The organism is Microbacterium sp. SMR1 (genome assembly GCF_003289625.1).
Lineage (GTDB): Bacteria > Actinomycetota > Actinomycetes > Actinomycetales > Microbacteriaceae > Microbacterium > Microbacterium plantarum.
The window spans coordinates 628448-653424 of sequence record NZ_QMBN01000003.1 but is presented as its reverse complement, the minus strand read 5'-3'; the positions used below and the strand labels follow the sequence as shown (position 1 = coordinate 653424).

Below are 24977 nucleotides of genomic sequence, written 5' to 3'. Positions count from 1 at the left end.
GGGGCGCGGGTTAGGCTCGGGGACATGGCGATCTTCAAGCGCTCCGCGCGAGACACCACGAGCCAGCCCGCGAACGCCGACGAGGTCGCTGCCGACGTCGACGGCGACTCCGCCGTCACCCCCGACGCCGAGACACCTGCCGAGGTGGTGCCCCACGTGGGCATCTCGGTGTCGACTTTCGGTGCTCCCGCTCAGGCCGCAGCCCCGGCGCAGCCCGAGCGGACGGTCACGCGCCCGCCGGCTGAGGCCCCCGCCCGCACCGAGACGGTGACGGGCATGCCCGACAACACCCTCGTGCAGGCGGCCCTGGCGTCGCTGCCGGAGAAGCCCGGCAACGTCGACGTCATGAACGTCATGCGTCAGAGCATGCAGGGCACGATGTACGTTCGCGTGCGCGGCGACGCGCGGGCCCTGACGGCCGAAGGCAAGCCGATCACGCTCGCGGTCTCGCAGATCGACGGTGCCCGCTTCCTCCTCGCCTTCACCGGCGGCGCATCGCTGCGGGCGAGCGTCGAGGCCGACGGCGACCGCGACACCTCGGCGCTGGGGCTTCCCGTCGCGAACGTGTTCCGCAACGCGATCGAGGGTCCGTACGAGGGCCTCATCATCGATCACGCGGTCGCCGGATCGCGCATCGTCCTGCCCGTGCAGCTCATCACGAAGGCGTTCGAAGAGGGCGATCCCGCCTTCACGATCAAGAACCTGCTCGCCGGACCGCGCAGCGCCGAGACGGCGGCTGCGGTCGGCGAGGCTCTCGCGCAGGCACCGTTGTGGGTGGCCGCGGGTCCCGCGGGCGACAGCGGCCAGCTCGGTCTCGCCGAGTCGCGCACCGTATCGGGCGAGCGGCGCCTCGAGGTCTACTCGCACCCGCTCGAGGTGCTCGTGCTGCAGCGCGGCGACCGCCCCGTGCCGGTGACCGCGCCCCAGCTGGCGCGTGCCCTCCAGTCCAACCCCGCGCTCAACGGCGTCATCGTCGACCCGGGTGGGCCTTGGATCCATGTCGACCGCGCCCACCTCGGTCCCGTCCTCGCGCGGGCCGACGAGCCCGACCCCGAGCCCGCTCCGGCCGCGCCGACTGAGCCGGCCTCCGAGCCGCCGGCGTCCTGACGACGTCCTCGCGCTGATACATCCGTCGGGCCGCCGGTGCCGGTGAGCCCACACGCCGCGTGCGAGGGCTCACCAGCACCGCCGGTCCGGCAGGTGTATCAATCCGCTCGCTCCGTCGCCGAGCATTCCGCCGACGGGATTGTCCAGGGGCTACGTCATCCGTTCCCGACGCCCTAGGGTCGGGCCATGGCGAGCGAGCGCATCACCCTGACCGTGCCCGGCCCCGAGGGCGACCGTGAGGTCGGCCTCTCGAGCCCCAATCGGGTGCTGTGGCCCGAGCTCGGCATCACCAAGCACGAGTATGCCGAGTACGCGATCGCTGTCGCCGAGCCGTTCCTGCGGGCCAACGGCCATCGGCCCGTCTCGCTCGAGCGCTTCCCCGACTCGATCGACGGCGAGCGGTTCTTCTCGAAGAATCCGCCGAAGGGCGCCCCGGGCTACGTCGATCAGGTCGTGTGCACCTACAACAGCGGGCGGCGGCATCCCCAGGTCGTGCTGAACGAGACCGCCGCCGTCGTGTGGGCGGTGCAGATGAACACGGTCGTCTTCCATCCGTGGGCCTCGCTCGCCGCCGACACGGACAACCCGGTCGAGCTGCGGATCGACCTCGACCCGCAGCCGGGCACGGACTTCGCGGATGCCGCATCCGTCGCGCCGGCTCTGCGTGAAGTCCTCGCCGAGGCCGGCCTGACGGCGTTCCTCAAAACGAGCGGCAATCGCGGCCTGCACGTCTTCTGTCCGATCGAGCCGACGCACGAGTTCCTCGATGTGCGGCACGCGGTCATCGCCGCCGGGCGCGAGCTCGAACGCCGGATGCCCGACCGGGTGACCACCAACTGGTGGAAGGAGGAGCGAGGCGAGCGCGTCTTCGTCGACTTCAACCAGGCGAACCGCGACCGCACGATGGCGGGCGCCTACAGCGCACGGGCGCTGCCGGCGGCGACGGTGGCGACCCCGATCACCTGGGACGAGCTCGAGGCCGGAGTCGAACCGTCCGCGTTCACGGTCCGCACCGTGCCGCAGCGGCTGGCGGACATCGGCGATCCCTGGGCCGAGCTGCAGGCCGACCCCGGCCGCATCGGCACCCTGCTGGAGTGGTGGCAGCGCGACCTCGACGCCGGTCTCGGCGAGCTGCCCTTCCCGCCGGAGTTCCCCAAGATGCCGGGAGAGCCGCCGCGCGTGCAGCCGAGCCGCGCTCGACAGCCGGGCGCCGACTAGTCGGCATCCCGCCGCTCACCGTGCGGAGGGGCGCTGCCACTCGCGCTCGGTGACCACACGCGCGACGGTGAGGCCCACCGCCAGAGCGACGACGACGAACACCGCCGTCACCCCGTACTGCACCGCGCTGATGGTGTCGCTCTCGATGGTCCCGACGATGGCCCGGTAGGCGGAGGCTCCCGGCACCATGATCAGCACGGCGGGCACGGTGAGGGTGATGCGCGGAGCCCGGACGAAGCGCGACACGGCGAACGCTCCGAATCCGACCGCGACACCGGCTGCGGCGGCCGCGACCGGCTGCATCGTGCCGTGGTCGATCATGAGCAGGCGGCCCACGTTGGCCACCGTGCCGATCGCCGCGGCCGCGAGAGCGATGCGCCAGGGCGTCGAGAACAGCAGCGCGAAGCCCATCACGCCGACGAACCCCGCGACGAGGCGACCGAGGGAGAGCAGCGGCTCCGCCAGCTCGGGGGCCGCGACGGCGACGGCACTCGTCTGGAACACGGCGGCCACGGCCCACACGGCGCACCCTGTCGAGAGCAGCACGAGGCAGGCGTACACGACGCGGTTCACTCCCGCGTTGAGATCGAGGCGGGCGAGATCGAGGGCACCCGTGACAAGGGGGAATCCGGGCACCAGGTAGAGCACGGCGCTCGTCAGCGCGGCGCCGTACTGCGGCGAGGGCGCACCGAGCAGCTCGATCAGATGCGAGACGCCCAGGAAGGTGAGCAGCGCGGCCGAAGCCGACAGGAACACCAGCAAGAACTCGTTGACCTGCAGCCGGGCTCCGCGAACGCGCACGTACTGGCCGAGCGCGACGGCCAGCGCCACGCTCAGGCACTCGGCCCATCCGCCGTTGTTGAGGAACGCGAAGGCCGTGCAGGCCGCCGCGGCGGCCAGCACCCGCACCGCGGTCGGGTAACGCGGCGGCATCCGTTCGATCCGGTCGAGCTCGCGCTGCAGGTCGTCCGCGGTGACGCCGCCGGCGACGCGATGGGAGAGGTGCATGACCTCGGCGATCCGCTCGGAGTTGACGACCGGATGCCGCACGTCGGCCACCCTCGTGCGGAAGAGCTGTCCCCGCTGCGCAGTGATGACGATGTCGGTCATCCCGACGCGCGACTCGAGGCGATCAAGGCCGAGTCCGTGAGCGGTGCGGTCCATCGTGTCGCGCACACGGGCCGAGGAAGCGCCCGCGCCGAGCATCAGCGTGCCGAGGCGGAGGACCGCATCCGTCCGCGCGATGAACCGCAGGGGCTCGAGGTGCAGTTCGGCGGTGCCGTCGGGGACGTCGTCGCGCTGGTCATCCCGCATGGTTCGATCCTCCCACCCGAGGAGGCTGCTCGGGTGGGAGGATCGGCCGGACCAATCGGGTCGATCGGGTCGCCGCGCTGTCAGCGGCGCGCGAGGCGACGGAGCCGCGAGAGCAGCACGACGCCTCCGGCGGAGACCAGGAGGACTCCGCCGATCAGGAGACCGACCGGCGAGCCCTCGCCGCCGGTCCGCGCGATGCGGTCGGTGGTGGGTCGCGCCGCGCTCGTTCCGATGGCCGCAGCGGAGTCGCCTCCGGCAGCGGTGTCGGAAGCTCCGGGCATCGGAACGCCGGGCGCCGGGATGCCGGGCGCCGGGGTGCCGGGCGTCTCCCCGGGCGTCTCCCCGGGAGCGGCGACGTCGACGAGGTACACACCGTCGGCGCGGTATTCGAGTGCGCCGTCGAAGCCCGCGCCGGCGCCGGTGAGCTCGACCGCGTCGAACGTCGTGTCGGCGGCACGCGCGCCGTACGCGATCAGCCGCAGGGGAGAGGCCGGAGCCTCCGCGGGAAGGGCGACGCGCAGGGTGCCCCCGAGCGTGGCGGTGCCCGCGATCGAGAGGGCCGGCGCTGCGTTCTCGACCGACAGCTCGAGCGCGGCATCCTTCGCCTGCGTGAAGTCGCCGCCCACGGCGAGCCCGGAGGTCGCCTCGACGAGCGATCCGCCGGTGACCGAGAGGTCGCCCGTGCCGAGGGCCGTCGGGGAGGTCGCCTGCACGATGCCGTCGTCGATGATGGTGCCGCCGGTGTAGGTGTTCTCGCCCGACAGGACGAGGGTGCCGGAGCCGTCCTTCGTCAGCGACCCGGAACCGTCGATGTCGTTGCGCCACTCGTCGGCTGCGGCGAAGCCGCCGGAGCCGGCATCCATCGTCACCGTGACATCGGTGTCGAAGGCACCGTATCCGTTCGACGCCTCGAACAGGTTGAGTCGTCCCCAGCCCTCGGGGTCGTCGAGCACGGCGTGGCCGGAGTCGATGGCGGTGGAGTGGAGCACCCAGCGGCGCTGCTCGGCGTCGAGGTAGGGCAGCCGGTGCTCGAGCAGCACTTCGGCGCCGGCCGGGACGCGTGCGGGCAGGCCGGCGACGCCCGTGCTCGGCAGCCCGTAGGTCATGCGATCGCGGTACTGCTGCGCGAGCGCGTCGTAGTCGGCATCGTCGAGCGTGGATGTGGATGCCGGGGCGGGCAGCGTGTCGATCAGACCCTGGGCCTCGGCCGACGCGGCGGCGCGCAGCTCGGCGTTCGCGGGATCGTTCAGGCTTGCGGCGGCGAGGGCGGTCGCCAGCACGCGACCGCCGATGACGTCGAGCGACGAGTGCATCCCGGCGACGATGCGGCTGTCGCCGATCTCGGCGGCGTTCGCGATGAGGAGGTCCTGGTACTGCGGCGCCGCGTCGGCGAGGGCGAACGAGGCGAGGTAGGCGGCGTTGGTGTGACCGCTCGGAAAGCCGCCGTCGCTCGCCGCCTCGCTGTCGGGCTTTCGCACCGGCATCAGCGCGGGGACGATGATCGAGTCGTCCACCCAGCGGAACGGTCGCTTGTAGCTGAAGAAGTTCTTCGACGGGTTCGACGAGGCCGAGGGACCGCGCACCGTGTCGACGAGCGCGACGACCGAGCCGAGCTCGGAGTTCGGGTCTGCCCAGCGGCCCGAGGCGTTGCCGGCGTCGTCGTAGCGCACCGTCGTGGCGTCGGCGGGGATGGCGTCGGGGATCGTGGTGCCGGCATTCATCGCCTCGCGGAAGGCGGAGGCTGCCGGGCCGAGTCCGTCGATGGCGCTGTAGCTCTGATGACGCCGGTCGAAGATCCACGCGGCGGTCTCGTCCGCTGCGGTACGGGTGCGCGCGACCTCCACGTTGCGCGCGATGTTGGCGTCGAGCACCGCCGCGCCGGCATCCGTCGCCCGGCCGGTGTCCCAGGTGGCTCCCGGCTGCCAGAGGTCGAGCATTCCCGAGAGCACACCGATCGCGGGGTTCGTCTCGGGCGTGGTGTTGGCGGAGCTGTTCGCGGTGTAGACGTCGACGAACGTGCCGTAGGGAGCGGCGTGCGGTGCGATCGCGTTCTCGTCGAGCAGATCGCCGGCGGCCGCGTTCGCGGGCGCGGCGACGCCGAGAGCGAGGGTCGTGACGGCGAGCGCCGCCACGGCCAGGGGGATGCCCGTGCGGCGCCGGGATGGATCGGGAGCAGAGGGAGCGAGGTGCATGCAGCGTCCTTCGGATGCGGGGGGAGAATCGCGCCCCCGGCCCGGGCGGGCGGGGGTTGCGGGCGACTCTCGCACGCTAGGAAGCGGCGCGCAACGATCGGTGGCCGCGGCGTGAACGGCCGGTGTCGCCCCCTCGCCCGCCGTCAGTCCAGAACGTCGGCCAGGTCGTAGGCGGCGACGGTCTCGAGCTGGTCAAACGTGCACGAGCGGGCGTCCCGGTCGTGGCGCCAGCGCTCGAACTGGACCGTGTGCCGGAACCGCCGACCCTCGAGCTGGTCGTAGCGCACCTCGAGCACGAGCTCGGGTCGCAGCCTCACGAATGAGACATCCTTCGACGATGCGAAGCGCGAGCGGTCGGATTCGCCGGTGACCGCCGCCCCGGCGGCATCCCGCTCGACCAGCGGCTCGAGCTCGTCGATCAGCTCACGGCGCCGCTTGTCGCTCCACGCGGACACCCCGCCGACCCCGTGCAGCTCGCCGTCATCGCCGTACAGCCCGACGAGGAGTGAGCCGACTCCGGTGCCGGACTTGTGGATGCGGTATCCGATCGCGACGACGTCCGCCGTGCGGGCATGCTTGATCTTGAGCATCGTGCGCTTGCCCGGGGCGTAGGGCTGATCCACGGGCTTGGCGACGACGCCGTCGAGGCCGGCGCCTTCGAACTCCGCGAGCCAGCGACGCGCGGTGCGCACGTCGTCGGTCGCGCGCGTCACGTGGATCGGATCGGGCACGTCGCGCAGCAGCTCGACGAGTTCCTCACGCCGCCGCGAGAAGGGCTCGGCCTGCAGGTCTCGCTCGCCGCGGGCCAGGAGATCGAACGCGATGAACATGGCAGGTGTCTGCTCGCTCAGCAGCGCCACGCGCGAGGCCGCGGGGTGGATCCGCTGCGACAGAGCCTCCCACTGCAGCCGCCGGCCGGCACCGGTGTCGGTGGCCACGACGATCTCACCGTCGATGAGGCACGGCTCGGGGAGCAGCCTCGAGAAGGCGTCGACGAGCTCGGGGAAGTACCGGGTGAGCGGCTTCGAACCGCGGCTTCCGATCTCGACCCTCTCGCCGTCCCAGGAGACGATCGCGCGGAACCCGTCCCACTTCGGCTCGAACGACAGCCCCGCGCCGCGGGGCCCGGCATCCGGAATGGCGGGCACCGCTTTGGCCAGCATCGGGGCGGGGATGTCGTACGTCATCGCGGTTCCTCAGGCGCGCAGCTGCTCGCGCGGCTTCGGTCGGGCCCAGCGGGCGGGCAGGTTCGGCCCGTCCCACACCTGCACGATGCCCCACACGACGGCGGTGATCGGGACGGCGAGCAGGGTGCCCAGGATGCCGCCGATCGCGGTGCCGGCGGTCAGTGCGACGAGCACGACGAACGAGTGCAGCTTCATCGTGCGGCCCATGAGGACCGGCTGCAGGAAGTTGCCCTCGAGCTGGTTGACGAGCACGACGGCACCGACGACGAGGACCGCGTTGAGCGGGCCGTTCGCGACGAGTGCGACGAGCGCGGCCAGGATGCCGGCGAGCGTCGCACCGACGATCGGGATGAAGGCCAGGAGGAAGACGAGCACGGCCAGGGGGATGGCGAGCGGAACCTGGAGGGCGAGCAGCGCGATGAAGATGCCGACCGCGTCGACGAAGGCGACGGCGGCGGTGCCGCGGATGTAGGAGCCGAGCACCACGACCGTCTTGTCGCCGATACGGCGAGCCCGCTGCTCGTTCGCCCCGCGGAACGGGCGCAGCAGGAACTCCCACATGCGCGGGCCGTCCTTGAGGAAGAAGAACAAGATCACCACCATCAGCACCGCGCCGGTGATGAAGGTCGCGACCGCGCTGACGCCCGCGATGGCGCCCGAGCCGAACTGAGCGCTGGTGACGAAGTCGCCGAGGGCGCCCAGCCACTCGTCGATCTGCTTCTGATCGATCGAGAAGGGAAGGGTCTGCGCCCACGCGACGAGCTGCTGGAATCCTTCCTCGGCCTGCGAGTACAGGTCGTCCCACTGGTCGCGGACGGCCCACACGATGAGCCACGAGAGGCCGCTGAGCAGCAGCACGATCGTGAGCAGGGTGATGATCGTCGCCAGCAGCGACGGCACCCCGTGACGACGCATCCAGCTCATGGCCGGCGCGAACGCGCACGCGAAGATGAGCGCGAGGATCAGGGGGATCGCGACGACCGACACCTGGCGCAGCACGTAGACGACGCCGATCGCGAGGATCACCAGGACGATGATCTGCACTGCGCGGATGGCCAGCCGCCCGAAGCCGTCGGCCCACAGGCCTGCGGGAGGTCGCTCGGCGTCGCGGTCGATGGCATCCGCCAGCACGATCTCGGGCCGCGGTCTCCGTCGGAACAGGCTCATGACGACGACGCTAGCGGACCGCGACGCCCCTGACGCGGGGTTGCGCTCGAGGCGCTCGCGGGGCAGGGCAGCGGCGGCGGCGGTCACGTCCGCGGCTCCTCCCGTTCACCGACCCGTCGCTCAGGTGTCGGCGGGTGGCCATCTGCGCCGACCACCGTTGAAGGGCCGCCCGCACGCGGCGGCTTTCGCACCTCCCCCCAGATACGAAAGAGGATCTCCATGCAACGGAGAGCGCACACGCGCGCCTGCACATTGACGGCGACGAGCATCGTCACCGGCATCGCCCTCGCGTCGGCACCCGCCATCGCCGCGGGCGCGACCGAGGCCGACCCGGCATCCCTTCCGAAGAACGTCATCCTGATGATCTCGGACGGCGCGGGCTACAACCAGTTCGACGCCGCGAGCCTCTACGAGCACGGAACGAGCGCGCACCAGGTCACCGTCCATCCCGCGACCGGCGCGATCGCGCACGAGGCGGCCACGCCCGGTCAGGCCTACGAGACCTGGCCCGTCCAGGTCGCCCAGTCGCACTACTCGGCCTCGGGTCGGGCGGAGTACGTCACCGAGAAGGCGTGGGGAGACTTCGACTGGGTCGCTTCGGGCGCCACCGACTCCGCGGCAGCGGGCACGGCGCTCGGAACCGGTGTGAAGACGAACAACGGGACCCTCGGCTTCGAGCCGGGCGGGGACCGCCTGCTCACCGTGGGCGAGCAGGCGCAGGAGGTCGGTAAGAAGGTCGGGCTCGTCACCTCCGTGCCCTTCAACCACGCCACCCCCGCGGGCTTCATCGCCCACAACGCCGACCGCAACGACTACCAGGGCCTGGCGGCGGAGATGATCGACAGCGGCGTGGACGTCCTCATGGGCGGCGGACACCCGATGTACACCGACGGACACCAGTCGCGTGCCGCCGACTGGACCTGGATCGCGCAGAACGACTACGAGCGGGTGTCGACGGGCGCCACGCCCTACAGCTTCATCGACGACACAGCCGACTTCGAGGCTCTCGCCGCAGGCACCGCCGTCCCCGAGAAAGTGTTCGGCCTCGCGCAGGTGGCCGAGACGCTGCAGTACAACCGTCCCGGTCTCGCCAACGATGCCGTGCTGCCGTACACCGATCCCGCGAACGACGTCCCCGACCTGGACACGCTCGCTCGCGGCGCGCTCAACGTGCTCGACACGGGCGACGAGGGCTTCTTCCTCATGGTCGAGGGCGGGGCGGTCGACTGGGCCGGCCACGCGAACCAGACCACGCGCCTGATCGAGGAGCAGATCGCCTTCAACGACGCCGTCGAGGCCGTCGAGGCGTGGGTCGAGGAGAACAGCAGCTGGGACGAGACGCTCGTCGTCGTCACCGCAGACCACGAGACCGGCTACCTCGCGGGTGCGGGCGCCGGTCCCGAGGCCGGATGGACGCCGATGACGGGAACGGCGGGTCAGCTGCCGGACCTCACCTGGCACTCGGGTGGACACACCAACGCGCTCGTTCCGCTCTTCGCCAAGGGCGCCGGGGCCGAGGTGCTCGAGGCGCGCGCCGATCAGTGGGACGTCGTCCGCGGCGCCTATCTCGACAACACCGCGATCGGCGAGACGATCTTCGACTTCCTCGGACACGGCGAGCGCAGCTCGGCGGATGCGGTGGCGCTCGAGGCCACGGTCGCGGGGCATCAGGCGGAGGGGGCCCTGAGCCTGAGCGTCGCCGGCCACGGCGAGCGGGTGTCGTTCAGCGGTTCGGGGGAGGGGCTCGACGCCACTCTGCCGCTCGTGACGGTCGCCGATACGCGCAATGAGGTCCGCGCTCAGGGACGCGGTTGGACGCTCGCGGGCTCCGCGACCGATTTCGTCGCGGGCAACCGCACGCTCGCGGCGGAGAACCTCGCCTGGACGCCGCGCGTGGTCCGGTCGGAGTCGGGCGCCGCCGCGGGCGGGCGCGCGACCCTCGAGGCTCCCGCGACTCTGGCGGCGGCGGACCGCACCTCGCGCCTGGGCGCGACGGTCGTGGGCGCTGATCTCGACCTGTCGATCCCGGCCGAGGCAGCGGGCGGTCGGTACGGCAGCGAGATCACGCTCACCCTGTTCGCGCAGGACTGAGCGTCCCGCGCAGCACACCCCCATCGGCGGGGGCGGGCTCCCGCCCGTCCCCGCCCACGCTCACCGGAGACACCATGCCCCGCATCCCTCTCGTCCGTGCCGTGCTGCTGGCGACCGGCGTGCTCGTCGCACTGACGGCGTCCGCTTCGCTCACCGTCGTCCCGGCATCGGCTGCCGCGCCGGAGTCCCCCGCGATCGAGTGGGGCGTCGTCCCCGCCGACGCTGCGGGACCCGACGGCCGGGTGTCGCTGCGGCACACCATCGACCCGGGCGCCGCGGTCACCGACGCCGTCGCGGTCACCAACCACTCCGCCGAACCCGCCGTCTTCGCCGTCACCGCCGGTGACGGGCTCGTCGGCACCGACGGCGCGTACGACGTCCGCACCGATGAGCCGGAGGCGGGCGGCGCGTGGATCGATGTCGGCGGGCTCGACGGCGGGTCGCTGGCCCTGGCGGCGGGCGAGACCCGGGTGCTGCCGGTGACGATCGCCGTTCCGGCGGACGCGACGCCGGGCGATCATCCCGCGGGGATCGTCGTCGGACTCAGCACCGACGAGACGGGTGTGACGGTGACGCACCGCGTCGGCGTGCGCGTGCACCTGCAGGTTGCCGGCGAGATCGCCCCCGCGCTGCGGATCGACGCCGCCACGGCGAGCTTCACGCCGTCGTGGATTCCGTTCGCGCCCGGGACCCTGACGGTCGAGTATCAGGTGACCAATACCGGCAACGTCCGGTTCGGGGCGAGCGCCGCCGCCGAGGCCGCGGGGCCGCTGGGGCTCATGCCGGGCGGGGGGGCCGGTGAAGCGCTCGAGGTGCTGCCCGGCGGATCGGCGACGCAGCGCATCGAGCTGCCGATTACGCCGCTGTTCTTCGCCGCCGGCGAGGTCGCGGTGACCCCGATCTCGCTCGGCGACGATCGCGTGCCGCTGCCCGAAGCGGCATCCTCGGGGTTCTCGACGCCGGCCGTGCCCTGGTCGTCGATCGCCGTCGTCGTGCTGGGCGCGGGGATCATCGCGCTCGTGGCGGTCATCGTGTTGCGCCGGCGCGCGCGCTGAGCCGCAGTTCGGAGGAGATCCGCACATCGGAGGGCCGCATCCGCCCCGGCATCCTCTGTTGTACGGATTCCCTCCGAAGCGCGGCCCCTCGGCGGATCAGGTGAACGCGCCGACGCCGGTGATGTCGCGGCCGAGCAACAGCGCTTGCACGCTCTCGGTCCCCTCGTAGGTGTGGATCGCCTCGATGTCGGCCATGTGCTGCATGACCCCGTTCTCGAGCAGGATGCCGTTGCCGCCGAGCAGGTCGCGCGCGACCTGGGCGATCCGCCGTGCGGCGCGGGTGTTGTGGTACTTCGCCAGGGAGGCCTGGGTCGGCCGCAGGCCGCCGGCGGTCTCGAGGTCGGCGAGGCGGCGGCAGTAGAGCTGCATCGCGGTGAGCTCGTCGAGCATCTGCGCGAGGCGCTCCTGCACCATCTGCGAGCGGGCGAGCGGCCGCCCGAACTGGATGCGCTCCCCGGCATAGGTGACCGCAGCCTCGTAGCAGGCGGTCGCGTGGCCGAGCGCCGACCACGCGACCCCCGAACGGGTGGCGTAGAGGACGGTCGAGGCATCCCGGAACGACCTCGTGCCCTCCAGCACCGCGTCGACCGGAACCCGCACGTCGCGCAGGGCCACGTGAGCCTGGTGGATGCCGCGCAGTGAAGCCTTGCCCGCTATGACGGTGCCGGTGTAGCCCGGGCGGTCCTGCTCGACCAGGAAGCAGCGCACCGAGCCGTGCAGATCGTCGCCCTCATCGTCGACGCGTGCCCACACGAACGTGATGCCGCCCGAGGCGCCGTTGCCGATCCACTTCTTGGCGCCGCGGAGCACCCACTCGTCGCCCTCGCGGCGGGCGACGGTCTCGAGCGAGACCGAGTCGGAGCCGTGGTCGGGCTCGGTGAGGGCGAAGCTGCCCAGCACCTCGCCTGTCGCGAGGGGGCGCAGCCAGCGTTCCTGCTGGGCGGGCGAGCCGAACAGCGCGAGGGTGCGCAGCGCGAGCCCGCCCTGCACCGCATGCGCCGTGCCGAGCGAGCCGTCGCCGCGCGAGATCTCCATCGTCACCAGGCCCGCCCCGAGCGGCGTGATGCGCGTCAGGTCCGCATGCTCGATGCCGTCGACGAAGAGGTCGAGCTCACCCATCCGCCGGACGAGGTCGATCGGGTAGATCGCGGAGTCCCAGGCCTGCTGCATCCGGTCGCCCACCTCGTCGACGAAGGCGCGGGCGCGGTTCCAGGCGGCCCGGTCCTCGTCGTCGACGTCGGCGAAGACGCCGTAGTAGTCGGTGTCGCGGCGTCCCGTCAGGACATACGAGGCGACGCGCTCGCCGGGGAGCGCGTCGAGATCACGGTCGGCTTCATCGCTCATGACATCCAGTATCGCCCCGAATGGCACTGAGTGTCACCGGTTGCACTCAGGAGAGATCGGCGCGGAGACGGCGGGTGACCTCGGCGAGCGGCATGCGGCGGGGGAAGACGGCCACCACGACGTCGTCGGCTGCGGGCGCCTGACCGTCGGGGTGCACGCCGAAGCGATGCAGCAGGTCGTCCAGCGCGGCTTCCACCGTGGCTCGCGTGACGGCGTCGTCGCCGCGCAGGAGGCGGCGCAGGACATGATTGTGCACCGCTGTCACGGCAGCGCTGAAGGCGACGGCCTCGGCGGCATCGAGGTCGGGCAGGCGTTCGCGCAGGTGGTCGCCGAAGAGCCGCTCGTAACGGAAGACCATGACGATCTCGCGCTCGCGCAGCGCCGGGACACCCCTCACCACGCGATACCGGCGTCGCGCCAGCTCGACATCGGCGGCGAAATGGTCGAAGGCCGCGAGGGCGGCGTCGCACACGGCCCGCCAGGGGCTCTCGTGCGGCGTCTCGAGCAGCTCGCGCAGCGTCGCGATCGCCACGTCGTGGTCGGCGAAGACCACATCGTCCTTGCCGCCGTACTGCCGGAAGAACGTCGACCGCGACAGACCCGCCGCCCGCGCGATGTCGTCGACCGAGGTGCGCTCGTACCCCTGCTCGTCGAACATCGCGACGGCCGCGGCCACCAGAGGGTCGCCGGGGGTGCGGGAGGCCTCGGTCATGGGCACCGAGCCTAGTGTCAAGTCGCTTGCCGCCGTCCGGCGCTCGGCGTTGACTGCGAAGATGACCGCGCTCTGGAAGTCCGACGTCACCGTGCCCGCCGGAACGCCGTTCGAACCCGGTCGACGGCACGACGTGATCATCGTGGGCGCGGGGCTGACCGGCCTCGCCACCGCCCTCGAGCTGGTCCGCAGCGGCATGGATGTCGCGATCGTCGAGCGCGGCGGCATCGGCGAGCTCGCCTCGGGCTCGAACACCGGCAAGATCTCGCTTCTGCAGGGCACGACGCTGTCGTCGCTCCGCCGGCACCACCCGGCATCCCTCGTCCGCGCCTACGTCGACGCGAACCGCGACGGCTTCGACTGGATCACCCGCGCCGCGGACGAGCTCGGGGTCTCGACCACGACCCGCACCGCGTACACGCATGCGCAGGGGGCCGAAGGCGTGGCGGCCGTGACCGAGGAGTACCGGGCGGCCCGCGAGGCGGGCCTCGACGTGCGGCTCGCGGGCGCCGACGAGCTCGCCGCCAGTCCCGTCCACATGGCCAGCGCCGTCGCTCTGGATGATCAGCGCGCGATCGACCCCATGAGCCTGTTGGCGGCACTGGCGACCGCGTTCGTCGCGGCCGGAGGTCGGCTCCACCTGGGCACGGCGGTGAGCCGGGTGCGGGTCGTGCCGAGGCCGCGGGTCGACACCGAGGCGGGCCCGCTGTTCGCCGGGAAGATCGTGCTCGCCACGGGTGCCCCCATCACCGATCGGGGGCTCTACTTCGCCAAGGTGAGCGGGATGCGGTCGGCGTGCGTGTCATTCGACCTCGAGGGCGAGGTGCCCTACGGCATGTACCTGTCGGCCGACAGCCCCACCCGGTCGGTGCGCACCGCGACGGCCGCCGACGGTGCCGGCCCGGAGCGGTCACCGCAGCTCATCGTCGGCGGCGCCGGACACCCGGTCGGCCGGACCGACAGCGAGCTCGCGAAACTCGACGAGCTCATCGCGTGGGCCCGGGACACGTTCCCGGTGGGCGCGGAGACCCACCGCTGGTCGGCGCAGGACTACACCTCGCACAACCTCGTGCCGTTCATCGGCTCGATGCCGCGCTCGCTCGGTCGCGTGCGCTTCGCGACCGGCTACGCCAAGTGGGGGCTCACGAACGCGCCGGCAGCGGCCCTGCGGATCGCCAGCGAACTTCGCGGCGAGAAGATGCGCGAGCGGCCGACCTGGATGACGGTCATCGGAACGCGATTGACGGTGCCCGCAGACCTGGCGCGCGGGGTCTCCGAGAACGCGAAGGTCGGAGCCGTCGCCGCGCAGGGCTGGACCGCGGCGCTGGCCCGGTCCACCCCGGTCGCGCAGCCTGCGGAAGGCGAAGGGACCGTCGCGCAGCACCACGCCCGGCCGGTGGGCGTCTCGACGGTCGACGGTCAGACGCGGGCGGTCAGCGCGATCTGCCCGCACATGGGCGGTGTGCTCGAGTGGAACGACCTCGAGTGCACGTGGGACTGCCCGCTGCACGCGTCGCGCTTCACCCCCGACGGCGAGCGCATCGAGGGTCCCGCTTCGACGGGCCTGCGACGTCTGCGCTGACCCGAGAGGTCAGTCCCGCGCGAGCAGCTGTTCGCGCACCTGACGTCGCAGCACCTTGCCGATGAGCGACCGGGGCAGGTCGTCGACCGCGACGATGCGGCGCGGGACCTTGTACGCGGCCAGACGCGTCCGGCAGAAGTCGCGCAGCCCCTCGACGTCGAGCTCGGCCCCGTCGCGCAGCACCACGGCGGCGACGACTTCCTCTCCGCCCGAGGAACGGGGAGCGGCGACGACGGCCGCGGCCTCCACGTCGGGGTGCGCGTGCAGGGTGTCTTCGACCTCGCTGGGCGAGACGTTGAACCCGCCGGTGATGATCAGCTCCTTGAGCCGGTCGACGATCGTGACGAAACCGTCGGGCGAGACGACGGCGATGTCTCCGGTGCGCAGCCAGCCGCCGGGCAGCAGCGCGTCGGCGGTCTCGGCGGGGCGGCGCCAGTAGCCCGAGAACACCTGGGGACCGCGCAGGAGCAGCTCGCCCTCCTCGCCCGGTTCGCGGTCGACCGACGGGTCGTCGGGGTCGACGATGCGGATGTCCGTGCTCGGGAACGGCACCCCCACCGTGCCGGGGCGGCGCGAGGGACCCATGGGATTGCCGAGCGCGACGGGGGAGGACTCGGTCATGCCGTAGCCCTCGACGAGGAGCCCGCCCGTGGTGTCCTCCCAGCGGCGGACGATGGCGACCGGCAGGCTCATCGCTCCCGAGATCGCGAACCGCACGCGCGAGAGGTCGATGGTGCCGCGGGATGCTCCGCGGGCGAGCTGGTCGTAGATCGGCGGCACGGCGGGGAGGAACGTCGGCGGGCTCTTCTTCGCGGCATCCGCCATGAGGCCGACGTCGAACTTCGGAAAGAGCACGAGCTTCGCCCCGATGCTCATCGCGAAGGTCAGGCAGAGCGTCATGCCGTAGGCGTGGAAGAGCGGCAGGACGCCGTAGAACGTCTCCTCGCCCTCGACGAGCCCGGGAACCCACGCGCGCCCCTGCATCGCGTTGGCCCGCAGGTTGCGGTGGCTCAGGACGGCGCCCTTGGGGATGCCGGTCGTACCGCTGGTGTACTGCAGCAACGCCGTGTCGTCGAGGGTCGGTCCCGCCGCACGACGCGACAGGGGGCGGTGGTCGACGAGCTTCGACCAGGGCAGTGCATCCTTGGTCCGCGGCTTCGCGGTCAGCTGGGCGCGCGACTCCCGCGCTTTCGCGATCGGCAGCCGGAGCAGCATCCGCTTGCCGCGGGGGAGCGCCTCGGTGACGTCGACGCTGATGATGCGCTCGACGCGCAGATCGGTCGGGAAGTCAGCGATGGTGTCGACGGTCTTGTCCCACACGATGGCGAAGCGCGCGCCGTGGTCCTCGAACTGGTGGCGCAGCTCGCGGGCCGTGTAGAGCGGGTTGTGCTCGACGACGATCGCGCCGAGGCGCAGCGCCGCGTAGAACGCGACGACGTGCTGCGGGCAGTTGGGCAGCACGATCGCCACCCGGTCGCCCGCGGTCACCCCGAGCCGGCGCAGCCCCTCGGCGGCCCGGTCGACGTTCGCGCCGAGCTCTCGGTACGTCATGGTGGCGCCGAAGAATTCCAGAGCGGTCCGGTTGCCGTGCCGTTCGACGGTCGCGGCGAGCATCTCCGGCAGGGTCTGCGTCACCTCGTCGATCTCGGCGGGGACGCCGTCGGCGTAGGCCGACAGCCACGGGCGGGACTCGAGGGCGGTCATGTCCCCATCCTGCATTCCGCGGCATGCCCGCCGCTGAATACGGCCTGGGGGTTGCGTGCGCGTCAGGTGGCGACGTAGAGCACTCCGGTGATGAACAGCGTGATGATCGTCGTCCACATCGCGATCGCCGCACCCTGCCAGAGCAGGACGGTGCGCGGGGGCACTCCGGTGGCGGTCAGGGCGGCGGCGGTGAACTGCGTGGGCAGCAGAAGGGGACCGAGCAGGCTCACGCCCGGGGTGCCGTAGCGGTGGTACGCCTTCTGGAACTTCTCGCTTCGGGCCGACTTCGGCTTCTCGGGTGCCCCGCCGCGCGTCGTCACGGCCGTGCGGACACGAGCGGCCACGAGCACGACGACCGCGACGCAGACGAAGTTGCCGATGGCGCCGGCCAGCGCGGCGACGACGGGGTGGATGCCGCCGATGATGCCGATGCCCGCGGCGCCTTCGCCCTCGATGAAGGGCACAGCGCCCGCGAGGGCGACGATGACGGGCTGGAGGATGTCGGGCATCCGGGCCACGAGGTCCTGGAAGCCGAGGATGAGGTCTGCGAAGGGGTTGGTCATGGATCCATCCCAGCGGCGGCCCGACGCTCACGGGAGTGCCGGGGCGTCACCGGAGTCCGGGAGGTTCCGCGACCCGGACCGTGACAAACGTCATGGCCGTACTGTGGGCCTCGTGAACGACCGCGACCCTCGCCCGGCAGCCGCGCCGCGCAGCACGACGCTCGCCCGCGAGGTCGTGGCCACCTCGTGGTACATCGCCGTGTCCATCGTCTTCTTCATGATCTCGGCGCTCGGCATCTGGAGCCTCTGGGCGCTGCCGGTCCGCACCCGCTTGGAGGATCCGGCGGTCATCGTCGGGTACGCGGTCGGATCGATCGCCGTCCTGGTCTCGACGGTCGTGCTGCTCGTTCGATACCGCACCGACGGCGATGTGGGGGAGGCCGATCGCCCGCCTCGCCTGCGCCGCTTCCTGTCGTGGCCGGTTCTGCTGGGTGTGGGCGGATCGGTGCTGCTCGGCGCGGCGACCGTGTCGGTGCTGTTCGGCGCCTCGGTCCTGGCGACGATCCTGTGCCTGGTGCGATGGGGGCCCGGCATCCGGTGGCGCGGCGTGATCCTGGTGGAGGCCGCCCTCGTCGCGCTCTGGTTCGCGGAGCGGGCGCGCATCGAAGGGGCCCTCGCGGGTGTGGGCTCGCTGACGTTCGCGCTGCTCGTCTTCGCCGTCGCGCTTCCGGCATCCATCGCCCTGTCGCTGTGGTCCTGGGACGTGGTGCTCGAGCTCGATCGCGCGCGTGCGACCGAGTCGCGCCTCGCCGCGACGCAGGAGCGGCTGCGCCTGGCGGGCGAGCTGCACGACCTGCAGGGGCACCACCTGCAGGTGATCGCGCTGCAGCTGGAGCTCGCCGAGCGGATGCTCGCCCGGGATCCGGATGCCGCGGGGGAACAGATCCGTCTGGCCCGAGCCTCCGTCGACGCGGCGCGCACGGGCACCCGGGAGCTCGCCGGACGCTTCCGCGGCGTGCCCCTGCCCGACGAGCTGGCCAACGCCGCCGACCTGCTGCGCGCGGCCGGACTCGCGGTGCGGTCGGACGTGGCCGCCGACACCGTCCTCGCCCCCGCAGACCTGCTGGGGCCGGTGATCCGGGAGTGCACGACGAACGTCCTCAAGCACGGCGGTGGCCGATGGGCGCAGGTGCGGCTCGATCGCGACGGCGGATTCTGGCGTGTCATCTTCGCCAACGACCCGGGTCCGGCGTCGTCGCTCGGCGCTGGCTCGGGCCTCGCGGGCATCTCGCACCGGGTCGGGGTGGCCGGCGGTGATCTGCGGACCCGCCGCGAGCACGACCGGTTCGAGGTCGTCGTCTCGGTGCCGGCGGAAGCGCCCGCGGCCGCCGCGGGGCGGGAGCAAGCGGGCGAGGGGATGCCGCGGTGATCCGGGTGCTCATCGCCGACGACGAGGACATGATCCGTTCGGCCCTCGCCGCGCTGCTCCGGCTCGAGGACGACCTCGAGGTGATCGCCGAATGCCGCGACGGCGAGAGCGCGGTCGAGCGGGCGCTCGAGCTGCGTCCCGACGTCTGCCTGCTCGACCTCGAGATGCCCGGCATCGACGGGGTCGAGGCGGCGGCCCGCATCCGGCAGCGGGTTCCGGCGCGCTGCGTCGTCGTCACACGGCACGCGCGGCCGGGCGTGCTGCGACGCGCGCTGAGCGCCGGCGTCGACGGCTTCGTGCCGAAATCCCGCCGCGCCGACGACGTCGCCGCCGTCATCCGCGAGGTCGCCGCGGGGCGACGCTACGTCGACCCCGAGATCGCCGCCGATGCCCTCAGCGACGAGCGGAGCCCCCTCACCGATCGGGAGCTCGACGTGCTGCGGGCAGGTGCCCGAGGCGAGACGATCGCCGAGATCGCGGCGACGCTGCATCTGTCGGCGGGCACGGTCCGCAACCACGTCTCGTCGGTGCTGGGCAAGCTTCATCTCGCCACCCGGCAGCAGGCGGCGATCATGGCGCGCGAGCGCGGCTGGATCTGACACCGCCCCCTCCGTTCGGCGGGGCGCGGGCACGGGGCCGTCAGGCGCGGGTAGTAGGCTTTCCGATCGGGCGATCTCTCGACATCGAGATTCTTCACGCCCATCACCCACCGTCGCCCAGCGAAGGATTGCAGTGGACCTTTACGAGTACCAGGCCCGAGACCTGTTCGAGAAGTACGAGGTGCCGGTGCTCGCCGGCATCATCGCCGACACCCCTGAGGAGGCGAAGGCGGCGGCCGAGAAGATCGGCGGTGTCGTCGTCGTGAAGGCTCAGGTCAAGACCGGAGGTCGCGGCAAGGCCGGCGGCGTCAAGGTCGCCAAGACCCCCGACGAGGCATACGCCGCAGCCGAGGCCATCCTGGGCCTCGACATCAAGGGCCACGTGGTCCAGCGCGTCATGGTCGCACAGGGCGCCGACATCGCCGAGGAGTTCTACTTCTCCGTGCTGCTCGACCGCGCCAACCGCTCGTACCTGAGCCTGTGCTCGGTCGAGGGCGGTATGGAGATCGAGGAGCTCGCCGTCGAGCGTCCCGAGGCGCTCGCGCGCATCGAGGTCGACCCGCTGCAGGGCATCGACAAGGCCAAGGCCGTCGAGATCGCCCGCGCCGCGAACTTCCCCGACGACCTCGTCGAGAAGGTCTCGGACGTGTTCGTCAAGCTCTACGACGTCTACAAGGGCGAGGGCGCGACCCTCGTCGAGGTGAACCCGCTCGTCCGCACGGGCGCCGGTGACATCGTCGCTCTCGACGGCAAGGTCTCGCTCGATGAGAACGCCAGCGAAGTGCGCCACCCCGAGCACGAGGAGCTCGAGGACAAGGGCGCCGCAGACCCGCTCGAGGCCAAGGCCAAGGAGTCGGGCCTGAACTACGTCAAGCTCGACGGTCAGGTCGGGGTCATCGGCAACGGTGCGGGTCTGGTCATGTCGACCCTCGACGTCGTCGCCTACGCCGGTGAGAAGCACGGCGGCGTCAAGCCCGCCAACTTCCTCGACATCGGCGGCGGCGCGAACGCCCAGGTCATGGCCTCGGGTCTCGACGTCATCCTCGGCGACGAGCAGGTCAAGAGCGTCTTCGTCAACGTCTTCGGCGGCATCACGTCGTGCGTCGCCGTCGCGGAGGGCATCGTCAAGGCCCTCGAGATCCTGGGCGACTCGGCGACCAAGCCGCTCGTCGTGCGTCTCGACGGCAACCAGGTCGACGAGGGCCGCGCGATCCTCGCCGACGCGAACCACCCGCTCGTGACCCTCGCCGCCGGTATGGACGAGGGCGCCGACAAGGCCGCCGAGCTGGCGAACGCCTGAGCTCCGGACGCGAAAAGGACCAACGACATGTCTATCTACCTCAACAAGGACTCCAAGGTCATCGTCCAGGGCATCACGGGCGGTGAGGGCACCAAGCACACCGCGCTGATGCTCAAGGCGGGCACCAACATCGTCGGCGGCGTCAACGCCCGCAAGGCCGGCACCACGGTCTCGCACACCGACGCCGACGGCAACGCCGTCGAGCTGCCCGTGTTCGGCTCGGTCGCCGAGGCGATCGAGAAGACCGGGGCCGACGTCTCGGTCGCGTTCGTGCCGCCCGCGTTCACGAAGGACGCCATGGTCGAGGCCATCGACGCCGAGATCCCCCTGCTCGTCGTCATCACCGAGGGCGTGCCCGTCGGCGAGTCGGCCGAGGCCTGGGCCTACGCGAAGTCGAAGGGCAACAAGACCCGCATCATCGGGCCGAACTGCCCCGGTATCATCACGCCCGGCGAGGCTCTCGCGGGCATCACGCCCGCGAACATCACGGGCAAGGGCCCGATCGGTCTCGTGTCGAAGTCGGGCACCCTGACCTACCAGATGATGTTCGAGCTGCGCGACCTCGGCTTCTCGACCGCCATCGGCATCGGCGGCGACCCGATCATCGGCACCACGCACATCGACGCCCTCGCGGCGTTCGAGGCCGACCCCGAGACGAAGGCCATCGTCATGATCGGCGAGATCGGCGGCGACGCCGAGGAGCGTGCGGCCGAGTACATCAAGGCGCACGTCTCCAAGCCGGTCGTCGGCTATGTCGCGGGCTTCACCGCCCCCGAGGGCAAGACCATGGGCCACGCCGGCGCCATCGTCTCCGGCTCCGCGGGCACGGCGCAGGCGAAGAAGGAGGCCCTCGAGGCCGCCGGAGTCAAGGTCGGCAAGACGCCTTCCGAGACCGCCGCGCTCATGCGGGAGATCATCGAGAAGCTCTGACGCTTCGGGATACGACGAAGGGGCGGATGCTGCGGCATCCGCCCCTTCGCTGTTCTCCGGCGCTGTCCCCGGCGGCGGCGCGCCGTGGCCGGGTCAGACCCCGAGGAGCGCCTCGAGGGGCCCGCGGGCGAAGAAGATCACGAATCCGCCGGCGACGACCCACAGCAGCGGGCTGATCTGCTTGACGCGGCCCGAGAGAGCGTTGACGAGCACCCACGAGATGAAGCCCGCACCGATGCCGTTGGCGATCGAGTAGGTGAGCGGCATGACGGTCGCCGTGAGGAACACCGGCAGCAGGACGCGGAAGTCGGTCAGGTCGATGTGCGCGATCTGCGACAGCATCATCGCCCCGACGATGACCAGTGCCGCCGCGGCGACCTCGGTGGGCACGATCGAGGTCAGCGGCGTGAAGAACATCGCCAGCAGGAAGACGAGGCCCGTCACGACGTTGGCGAGGCCCGTGCGCGCGCCCTCGCCGATGCCCGAGCCGGACTCGACGAAGACCGTGGCCGACGACGAGCTCGTCGCGCCACCCGCGATCGCACCGACGCCCTCGACGATCAGCGCCGACTTGATGCGCGGGAAGTCGCCCTTCGCGTCGGCGAGGTTCGCCTCCTTCGCGAGTCCGGTCATGGTGCCCATCGCGTCGAAGAAGTTGGAGAAGACGAGGGTGAAGACGAGCATGACGAGGGTCACGATGCTCACCTTGCCCAGGTCGAACCCGAAGTCGACTGCGCCGATGAGGCTCAGGTCGGGGACGCTGACGGGCGAGCCGGAGAGGGCCGGGACGGTCAGTCCCCACCCGCCGGGGTTCTCGGTGGCCGCGCCGAGGTGCCAGATCGCCTCGACGACGATCGACAGGACCGTGCCCGTGACGATGCCGATGAGCATGCCGCCCTTGACCTTGCGAGCGACGAGGATGCCGGTCAGCAGGAGGGTGATGACGAACATCAGGGTCGGCACCGACGCGACGGACCCGCCGACGCCGAGACCGACCGGGGGAGAGGCCTGCCCGGTCGAGGTCACGAAACCGGAGTTGACGAAGCCGATGAAGGCGATGAACAGGCCGATGGCCACCGTGATCGCGAGCTTCAGCTGCACGGGCACCGCGTCGAAGATGAGCTTGCGCAGGCCGGTGGCGGCCAGCAGCACGATGATGACGCCGTTGATCATGACGAGCGCCATCGCCTCTGCCCACGTGACCTCGCCGACGACCCCGAACGCGACGAAGGCGTTGATGCCCAGGCCGGCGGCGAAGGCGAAGGGCAGACGCGTGATGAGCCCGAACAGGATGGTCATGACACCCGCCGTCAGAGCGGTCGCGGCACTGACGGACGCGAAGTCGAGGGTGGTCCCCGCGACATCCGGCTTGCCCGACAGGATGATCGGGTTCAGGATCACGATGTAGGCCATCGTGACGAAGGTCACGAGGCCGCCGCGGACCTCCGTGCCGATCGTCGAGCCGCGTCGGCTGATATCGAAGAAGCGGTCGATGGCACCCTGGGGCGCGCGCGATTGCGTAGTGTTCACAAAATCCTCCGAGAAGACGGTAGCGCCCCGCGCGCGTCCGCCCGACACGCACAGGCTCGCTGGGTAGGGTCGATCAGGCATGAATCGCCTGCTCGTCGCCCTCCTCTCCGCCTTCGACGCCCTCGTCGCGGTGGCCGTCGGCGTTGCCGCGGCCCTGGCGCCGCTGACCGTCCTCTGGGCCGTCGCCTTCGGTGGTGGAGCCGACTGGTCGTCGCTCTGGCCCGCGTCGGTGCGCCTCTGGCAGTTCGGGAACCTGGTGCCGCTGCAGGTGACGCTGCCGCAGGAGTACACGGTGGGAACCGGCATCGGCGCCGACGCGATGTCGTTCTCGCTCTCGCTCTCGCCCCTCGCCGTGGCGCTGCTCATCGCGCTCTTCGCCGCGCGGTCGGGATCGCGCGCTGCCGGCGCGGGAGCCGGGTTCACGGGCGTGCTCGCGGGGGCATCGACCGTCGCCGTCGTTTCGGCCATCCTCGCCGCGACAGCCTCGACTCCGTACGCCGTCGTCGAGACCTGGCAGGCCGTCCTGCTGCCCACCGCCGTCTTCGCGGTGCCGGCCCTGGTCGGCTCCGTGACCCGCGCGTGGCGCGACGGCGACGACGGGCCCGTCGATTCGCTCTTCGTGCGGCTCGACCGCAGCGGTCATGCCGCCGCGGTGTCGGCGGGGGCTCGCGGCCTCGCGATCGCCGTTCTCGGCTTCGTCGCGGTCGGTGCCCTCCTCGTCGGCATCGCCATGCTCGTCCGCGGCGGCGACATCGTGGCGCTCTTCCAGGCGGCCAACGTCGACGCGATCGGCGCGACGGTCATCACCATCGGCCAGGCGGCGTACCTGCCGACCTTATTCGTCTGGGGCGGCGCGTTCGCGGCCGGCCCCGGGTTCTCGCTCGGCGCCGGCTCGACGGTCGCCGCCTCCGGCACGCAGCTGGGTGTGATCCCCGGTATCCCCGTGCTGGGAGCCGTCCCGCCGGCGACGCCGCCGATGCTGCTGCTCGCGGCGCTGCTGTTCGTCGCGGTGGGATTCGTCGCCGGGGCGGCGGCACGGCGCAGGCTTCCGGCGCCGGCATCCGCTCTCGCCGCCGAGCCCGTCGCGCCCCGGCTCATCGCCGCCGCGATTCTGGCGGTCGGAGGCGGTCTCGCCGTCGCGGTGCTGTCGATGTCGGCATCCGGCGCGTTCGGTCCTGACCGGCTCGACCAGATCGGCCCGTCCGCGGGCGCCGTCGGCCTCGCCTTCGCGGTCGAGGTCGGCATCGGTGCCGCGATCGCCCTCCTCGGCCCGCGGTCGTCGCATCGCGAACCCGGGCGCGACGCCCCCTCGGCAGCCGATGCCGAACACCCGGCTCAGACCGCCGGAAAGGCGTGGGTAGAGTAGGACGGTGCTGACGGTCGCGGTCCTCATCTCCGGTGGCGGGTCGAACCTGCGGGCCCTCCTGGACGCCGCGGCCGAGCCCGACTTCCCCGCCCGCGTGGTGGTCGTCGGAGCCGACCGGCCAGCCGACGGTCTCGCCCATGCCGACGCGTACAACATCCCGACCTTCGCGGTCCCGTTCCGCGAGTACGCGACGCGTGAGGAGTGGGGTGACGAGCTCGCTCGCCAGCTGGCGGCCTGGGCCCCCGACCTCATCGTGCTCAGCGGGCTGATGCGGCTGCTGCCCGCCGCGGTCGTCGACGCGTGGTCGCCCCGCATCATCAACACCCACCCGGCGTATCTGCCCGAGTTCCCGGGCGCTCACGGCGTGCGCGATGCGCTCGCGGCCCGTGCCGAGCTGACGGGGGCAAGCGTCATCGTCGTCGATGCGGGCGTCGACACCGGGCCGATCCTGGCCCAGGAGCGCGTGCCCGTGCTTCCCTCCGACGACGAGGCGTCGCTGCACGAGCGCATCAAGCCCGTCGAACGCCGACTGCTCATCGACGTCGTGCGGCGCATCGCCACCGGCGAGATCGACCTCGCCGCGCCCGCATCCCCGAACCCGACCGCTCCGACCGCCTGACGCACCGCAGGCCCCACACCGCACCCGA

The 24977-nt window shown here is 71.8% G+C and carries 20 protein-coding genes; 11 read left to right on the top strand and 9 right to left on the bottom strand.

What is annotated here, in order from left to right; genetic code table 11:
• Positions 1-24 precede the first annotated feature (24 nt).
• Both DO944_RS12730 and ligD read left to right on the top strand, forming a co-directional pair.
• A complete protein-coding gene (locus DO944_RS12730) occupies positions 25-1107 on the top strand; it encodes an SseB family protein (protein WP_112617491.1) in 1083 nt (360 codons plus the stop codon).
• A gap of 186 nt (positions 1108-1293) precedes the next feature.
• Positions 1294-2325, top strand: a complete 1032-nt coding sequence (gene ligD / locus DO944_RS12725) for a non-homologous end-joining DNA ligase (RefSeq protein ID WP_112617490.1) — start codon at positions 1294-1296, stop codon at positions 2323-2325.
• 15 nt (positions 2326-2340) lie between these two features.
• Here the strand turns inward: ligD and DO944_RS12720 are convergent, their stop codons facing one another.
• From DO944_RS12720 to DO944_RS12705, 4 genes are all read right to left on the bottom strand, one after another.
• Positions 2341-3639 carry a threonine/serine exporter ThrE family protein gene (locus DO944_RS12720; protein WP_112617489.1) on the bottom strand — a complete coding sequence of 433 codons (1299 nt, stop codon included), beginning with the start codon at positions 3637-3639 and terminating at the stop codon, positions 2341-2343.
• A gap of 80 nt (positions 3640-3719) precedes the next feature.
• Positions 3720-5831 carry a phosphatase PAP2 family protein gene (locus DO944_RS12715; RefSeq protein ID WP_112617488.1) on the bottom strand — a complete coding sequence of 704 codons (2112 nt, stop codon included), beginning with the start codon at positions 5829-5831 and terminating at the stop codon, positions 3720-3722.
• A gap of 143 nt (positions 5832-5974) precedes the next feature.
• Positions 5975-7018 carry an ATP-dependent DNA ligase gene (locus tag DO944_RS12710; RefSeq protein ID WP_112617487.1) on the bottom strand — a complete coding sequence of 348 codons (1044 nt, stop codon included), beginning with the start codon at positions 7016-7018 and terminating at the stop codon, positions 5975-5977.
• Between the two features lie 9 nt (positions 7019-7027).
• Positions 7028-8185 carry an AI-2E family transporter gene (locus DO944_RS12705; protein ID WP_112617602.1) on the bottom strand — a complete coding sequence of 386 codons (1158 nt, stop codon included), beginning with the start codon at positions 8183-8185 and terminating at the stop codon, positions 7028-7030.
• 219 nt (positions 8186-8404) lie between these two features.
• Here DO944_RS12705 and DO944_RS12700 point away from each other — a divergent pair, with 219 nt between their 5' ends.
• Positions 8405-10276 (top strand): alkaline phosphatase, encoded by a 1872-nt coding sequence (locus tag DO944_RS12700; RefSeq protein WP_112617486.1) that lies wholly within the window; start codon positions 8405-8407, stop codon positions 10274-10276.
• A 74-nt stretch (positions 10277-10350) separates the two neighbouring features.
• Positions 10351-11331, top strand: a complete 981-nt coding sequence (locus DO944_RS12695; RefSeq protein WP_112617485.1) for a hypothetical protein — start codon at positions 10351-10353, stop codon at positions 11329-11331.
• Between the two features lie 96 nt (positions 11332-11427).
• Here the strand turns inward: DO944_RS12695 and DO944_RS12690 are convergent, their stop codons facing one another.
• Both DO944_RS12690 and DO944_RS12685 read right to left on the bottom strand, forming a co-directional pair.
• A complete protein-coding gene (locus DO944_RS12690) occupies positions 11428-12675 on the bottom strand; it encodes an acyl-CoA dehydrogenase family protein (protein WP_112617484.1) in 1248 nt (415 codons plus the stop codon).
• Between the two features lie 46 nt (positions 12676-12721).
• A complete protein-coding gene (locus DO944_RS12685; protein ID WP_112617601.1) occupies positions 12722-13387 on the bottom strand; it encodes a TetR/AcrR family transcriptional regulator in 666 nt (221 codons plus the stop codon).
• 61 nt (positions 13388-13448) lie between these two features.
• On the opposite strand from DO944_RS12685, the gene DO944_RS12680 reads away from it, so the two are divergent.
• Complete coding sequence (locus tag DO944_RS12680) at positions 13449-14969, top strand: FAD-dependent oxidoreductase (protein WP_112617483.1); 1521 nt, start codon at positions 13449-13451, stop codon at positions 14967-14969.
• 9 nt (positions 14970-14978) lie between these two features.
• Here DO944_RS12680 and DO944_RS12675 read toward each other — a convergent pair whose 3' ends face one another.
• Together DO944_RS12675 and DO944_RS12670 are read right to left on the bottom strand one after the other, a co-directional pair.
• A complete protein-coding gene (locus DO944_RS12675; RefSeq protein ID WP_112617482.1) occupies positions 14979-16673 on the bottom strand; it encodes a long-chain-fatty-acid--CoA ligase in 1695 nt (564 codons plus the stop codon).
• A 62-nt stretch (positions 16674-16735) separates the two neighbouring features.
• On the bottom strand, positions 16736-17236 hold the full coding sequence (locus DO944_RS12670) for a small multidrug efflux protein (protein WP_112617481.1): 501 nt from the start codon (positions 17234-17236) through the stop codon (positions 16736-16738).
• A 112-nt stretch (positions 17237-17348) separates the two neighbouring features.
• On the opposite strand from DO944_RS12670, the gene DO944_RS12665 reads away from it, so the two are divergent.
• From DO944_RS12665 to sucD, 4 genes are all read left to right on the top strand, one after another.
• Positions 17349-18605, top strand: coding sequence for a sensor histidine kinase (locus tag DO944_RS12665; RefSeq protein WP_258524715.1), 1257 nt, complete (start codon positions 17349-17351; stop codon positions 18603-18605).
• Positions 18602-19204, top strand: a complete 603-nt coding sequence (locus tag DO944_RS12660) for a DNA-binding response regulator (protein WP_023955690.1) — start codon at positions 18602-18604, stop codon at positions 19202-19204. The genes DO944_RS12665 and DO944_RS12660 overlap by 4 nt, the downstream gene beginning before the upstream one ends.
• 133 nt (positions 19205-19337) lie before the next feature.
• A complete protein-coding gene (gene sucC, locus DO944_RS12655) occupies positions 19338-20504 on the top strand; it encodes an ADP-forming succinate--CoA ligase subunit beta (RefSeq protein ID WP_112617479.1) in 1167 nt (388 codons plus the stop codon).
• Between the two features lie 27 nt (positions 20505-20531).
• A complete protein-coding gene (gene sucD, locus DO944_RS12650; RefSeq protein WP_112617478.1) occupies positions 20532-21434 on the top strand; it encodes a succinate--CoA ligase subunit alpha in 903 nt (300 codons plus the stop codon).
• A gap of 93 nt (positions 21435-21527) precedes the next feature.
• Here sucD and DO944_RS12645 read toward each other — a convergent pair whose 3' ends face one another.
• Complete coding sequence (locus tag DO944_RS12645) at positions 21528-22964, bottom strand: NCS2 family permease (protein WP_258524714.1); 1437 nt, start codon at positions 22962-22964, stop codon at positions 21528-21530.
• 79 nt (positions 22965-23043) lie between these two features.
• On the opposite strand from DO944_RS12645, the gene DO944_RS12640 reads away from it, so the two are divergent.
• Positions 23044-24330: a DUF6350 family protein gene (locus DO944_RS12640; RefSeq protein ID WP_181574236.1), complete on the top strand. Its 1287-nt coding sequence runs from the start codon at positions 23044-23046 to the stop codon at positions 24328-24330.
• 4 nt (positions 24331-24334) lie between these two features.
• Positions 24335-24949, top strand: coding sequence for a phosphoribosylglycinamide formyltransferase (purN, locus tag DO944_RS12635; RefSeq protein WP_112617476.1), 615 nt, complete (start codon positions 24335-24337; stop codon positions 24947-24949).
• Positions 24950-24977 lie beyond the last annotated feature (28 nt).

What these genes read in the sequence shown, in the direction of transcription:
- DO944_RS12705 (WP_112617602.1), bottom strand. Translation starts at nt 8,185, where the DNA reads ATGAGCCTGTTCCGACGGAGACCGCGGCCCGAGATCGTGCTGGCGGAT.
- DO944_RS12715 (WP_112617488.1), bottom strand. Translation starts at nt 5,831, where the DNA reads ATGCACCTCGCTCCCTCTGCTCCCGATCCATCCCGGCGCCGCACGGGC.
- DO944_RS12730 (WP_112617491.1), top strand. Translation starts at nt 25, where the DNA reads ATGGCGATCTTCAAGCGCTCCGCGCGAGACACCACGAGCCAGCCCGCG.
- DO944_RS12710 (WP_112617487.1), bottom strand. Translation starts at nt 7,018, where the DNA reads ATGACGTACGACATCCCCGCCCCGATGCTGGCCAAAGCGGTGCCCGCC.
- ligD (WP_112617490.1), top strand. Translation starts at nt 1,294, where the DNA reads ATGGCGAGCGAGCGCATCACCCTGACCGTGCCCGGCCCCGAGGGCGAC.
- DO944_RS12680 (WP_112617483.1), top strand. Translation starts at nt 13,449, where the DNA reads ATGACCGCGCTCTGGAAGTCCGACGTCACCGTGCCCGCCGGAACGCCG.
- DO944_RS12670 (WP_112617481.1), bottom strand. Translation starts at nt 17,236, where the DNA reads ATGACCAACCCCTTCGCAGACCTCATCCTCGGCTTCCAGGACCTCGTG.
- DO944_RS12695 (WP_112617485.1), top strand. Translation starts at nt 10,351, where the DNA reads ATGCCCCGCATCCCTCTCGTCCGTGCCGTGCTGCTGGCGACCGGCGTG.
- sucD (WP_112617478.1), top strand. Translation starts at nt 20,532, where the DNA reads ATGTCTATCTACCTCAACAAGGACTCCAAGGTCATCGTCCAGGGCATC.
- DO944_RS12675 (WP_112617482.1), bottom strand. Translation starts at nt 16,673, where the DNA reads ATGACCGCCCTCGAGTCCCGCCCGTGGCTGTCGGCCTACGCCGACGGC.
- DO944_RS12640 (WP_181574236.1), top strand. Translation starts at nt 23,044, where the DNA reads ATGAATCGCCTGCTCGTCGCCCTCCTCTCCGCCTTCGACGCCCTCGTC.
- DO944_RS12685 (WP_112617601.1), bottom strand. Translation starts at nt 13,387, where the DNA reads ATGACCGAGGCCTCCCGCACCCCCGGCGACCCTCTGGTGGCCGCGGCC.
- DO944_RS12720 (WP_112617489.1), bottom strand. Translation starts at nt 3,639, where the DNA reads ATGCGGGATGACCAGCGCGACGACGTCCCCGACGGCACCGCCGAACTG.
- DO944_RS12690 (WP_112617484.1), bottom strand. Translation starts at nt 12,675, where the DNA reads ATGAGCGATGAAGCCGACCGTGATCTCGACGCGCTCCCCGGCGAGCGC.
- DO944_RS12700 (WP_112617486.1), top strand. Translation starts at nt 8,405, where the DNA reads ATGCAACGGAGAGCGCACACGCGCGCCTGCACATTGACGGCGACGAGC.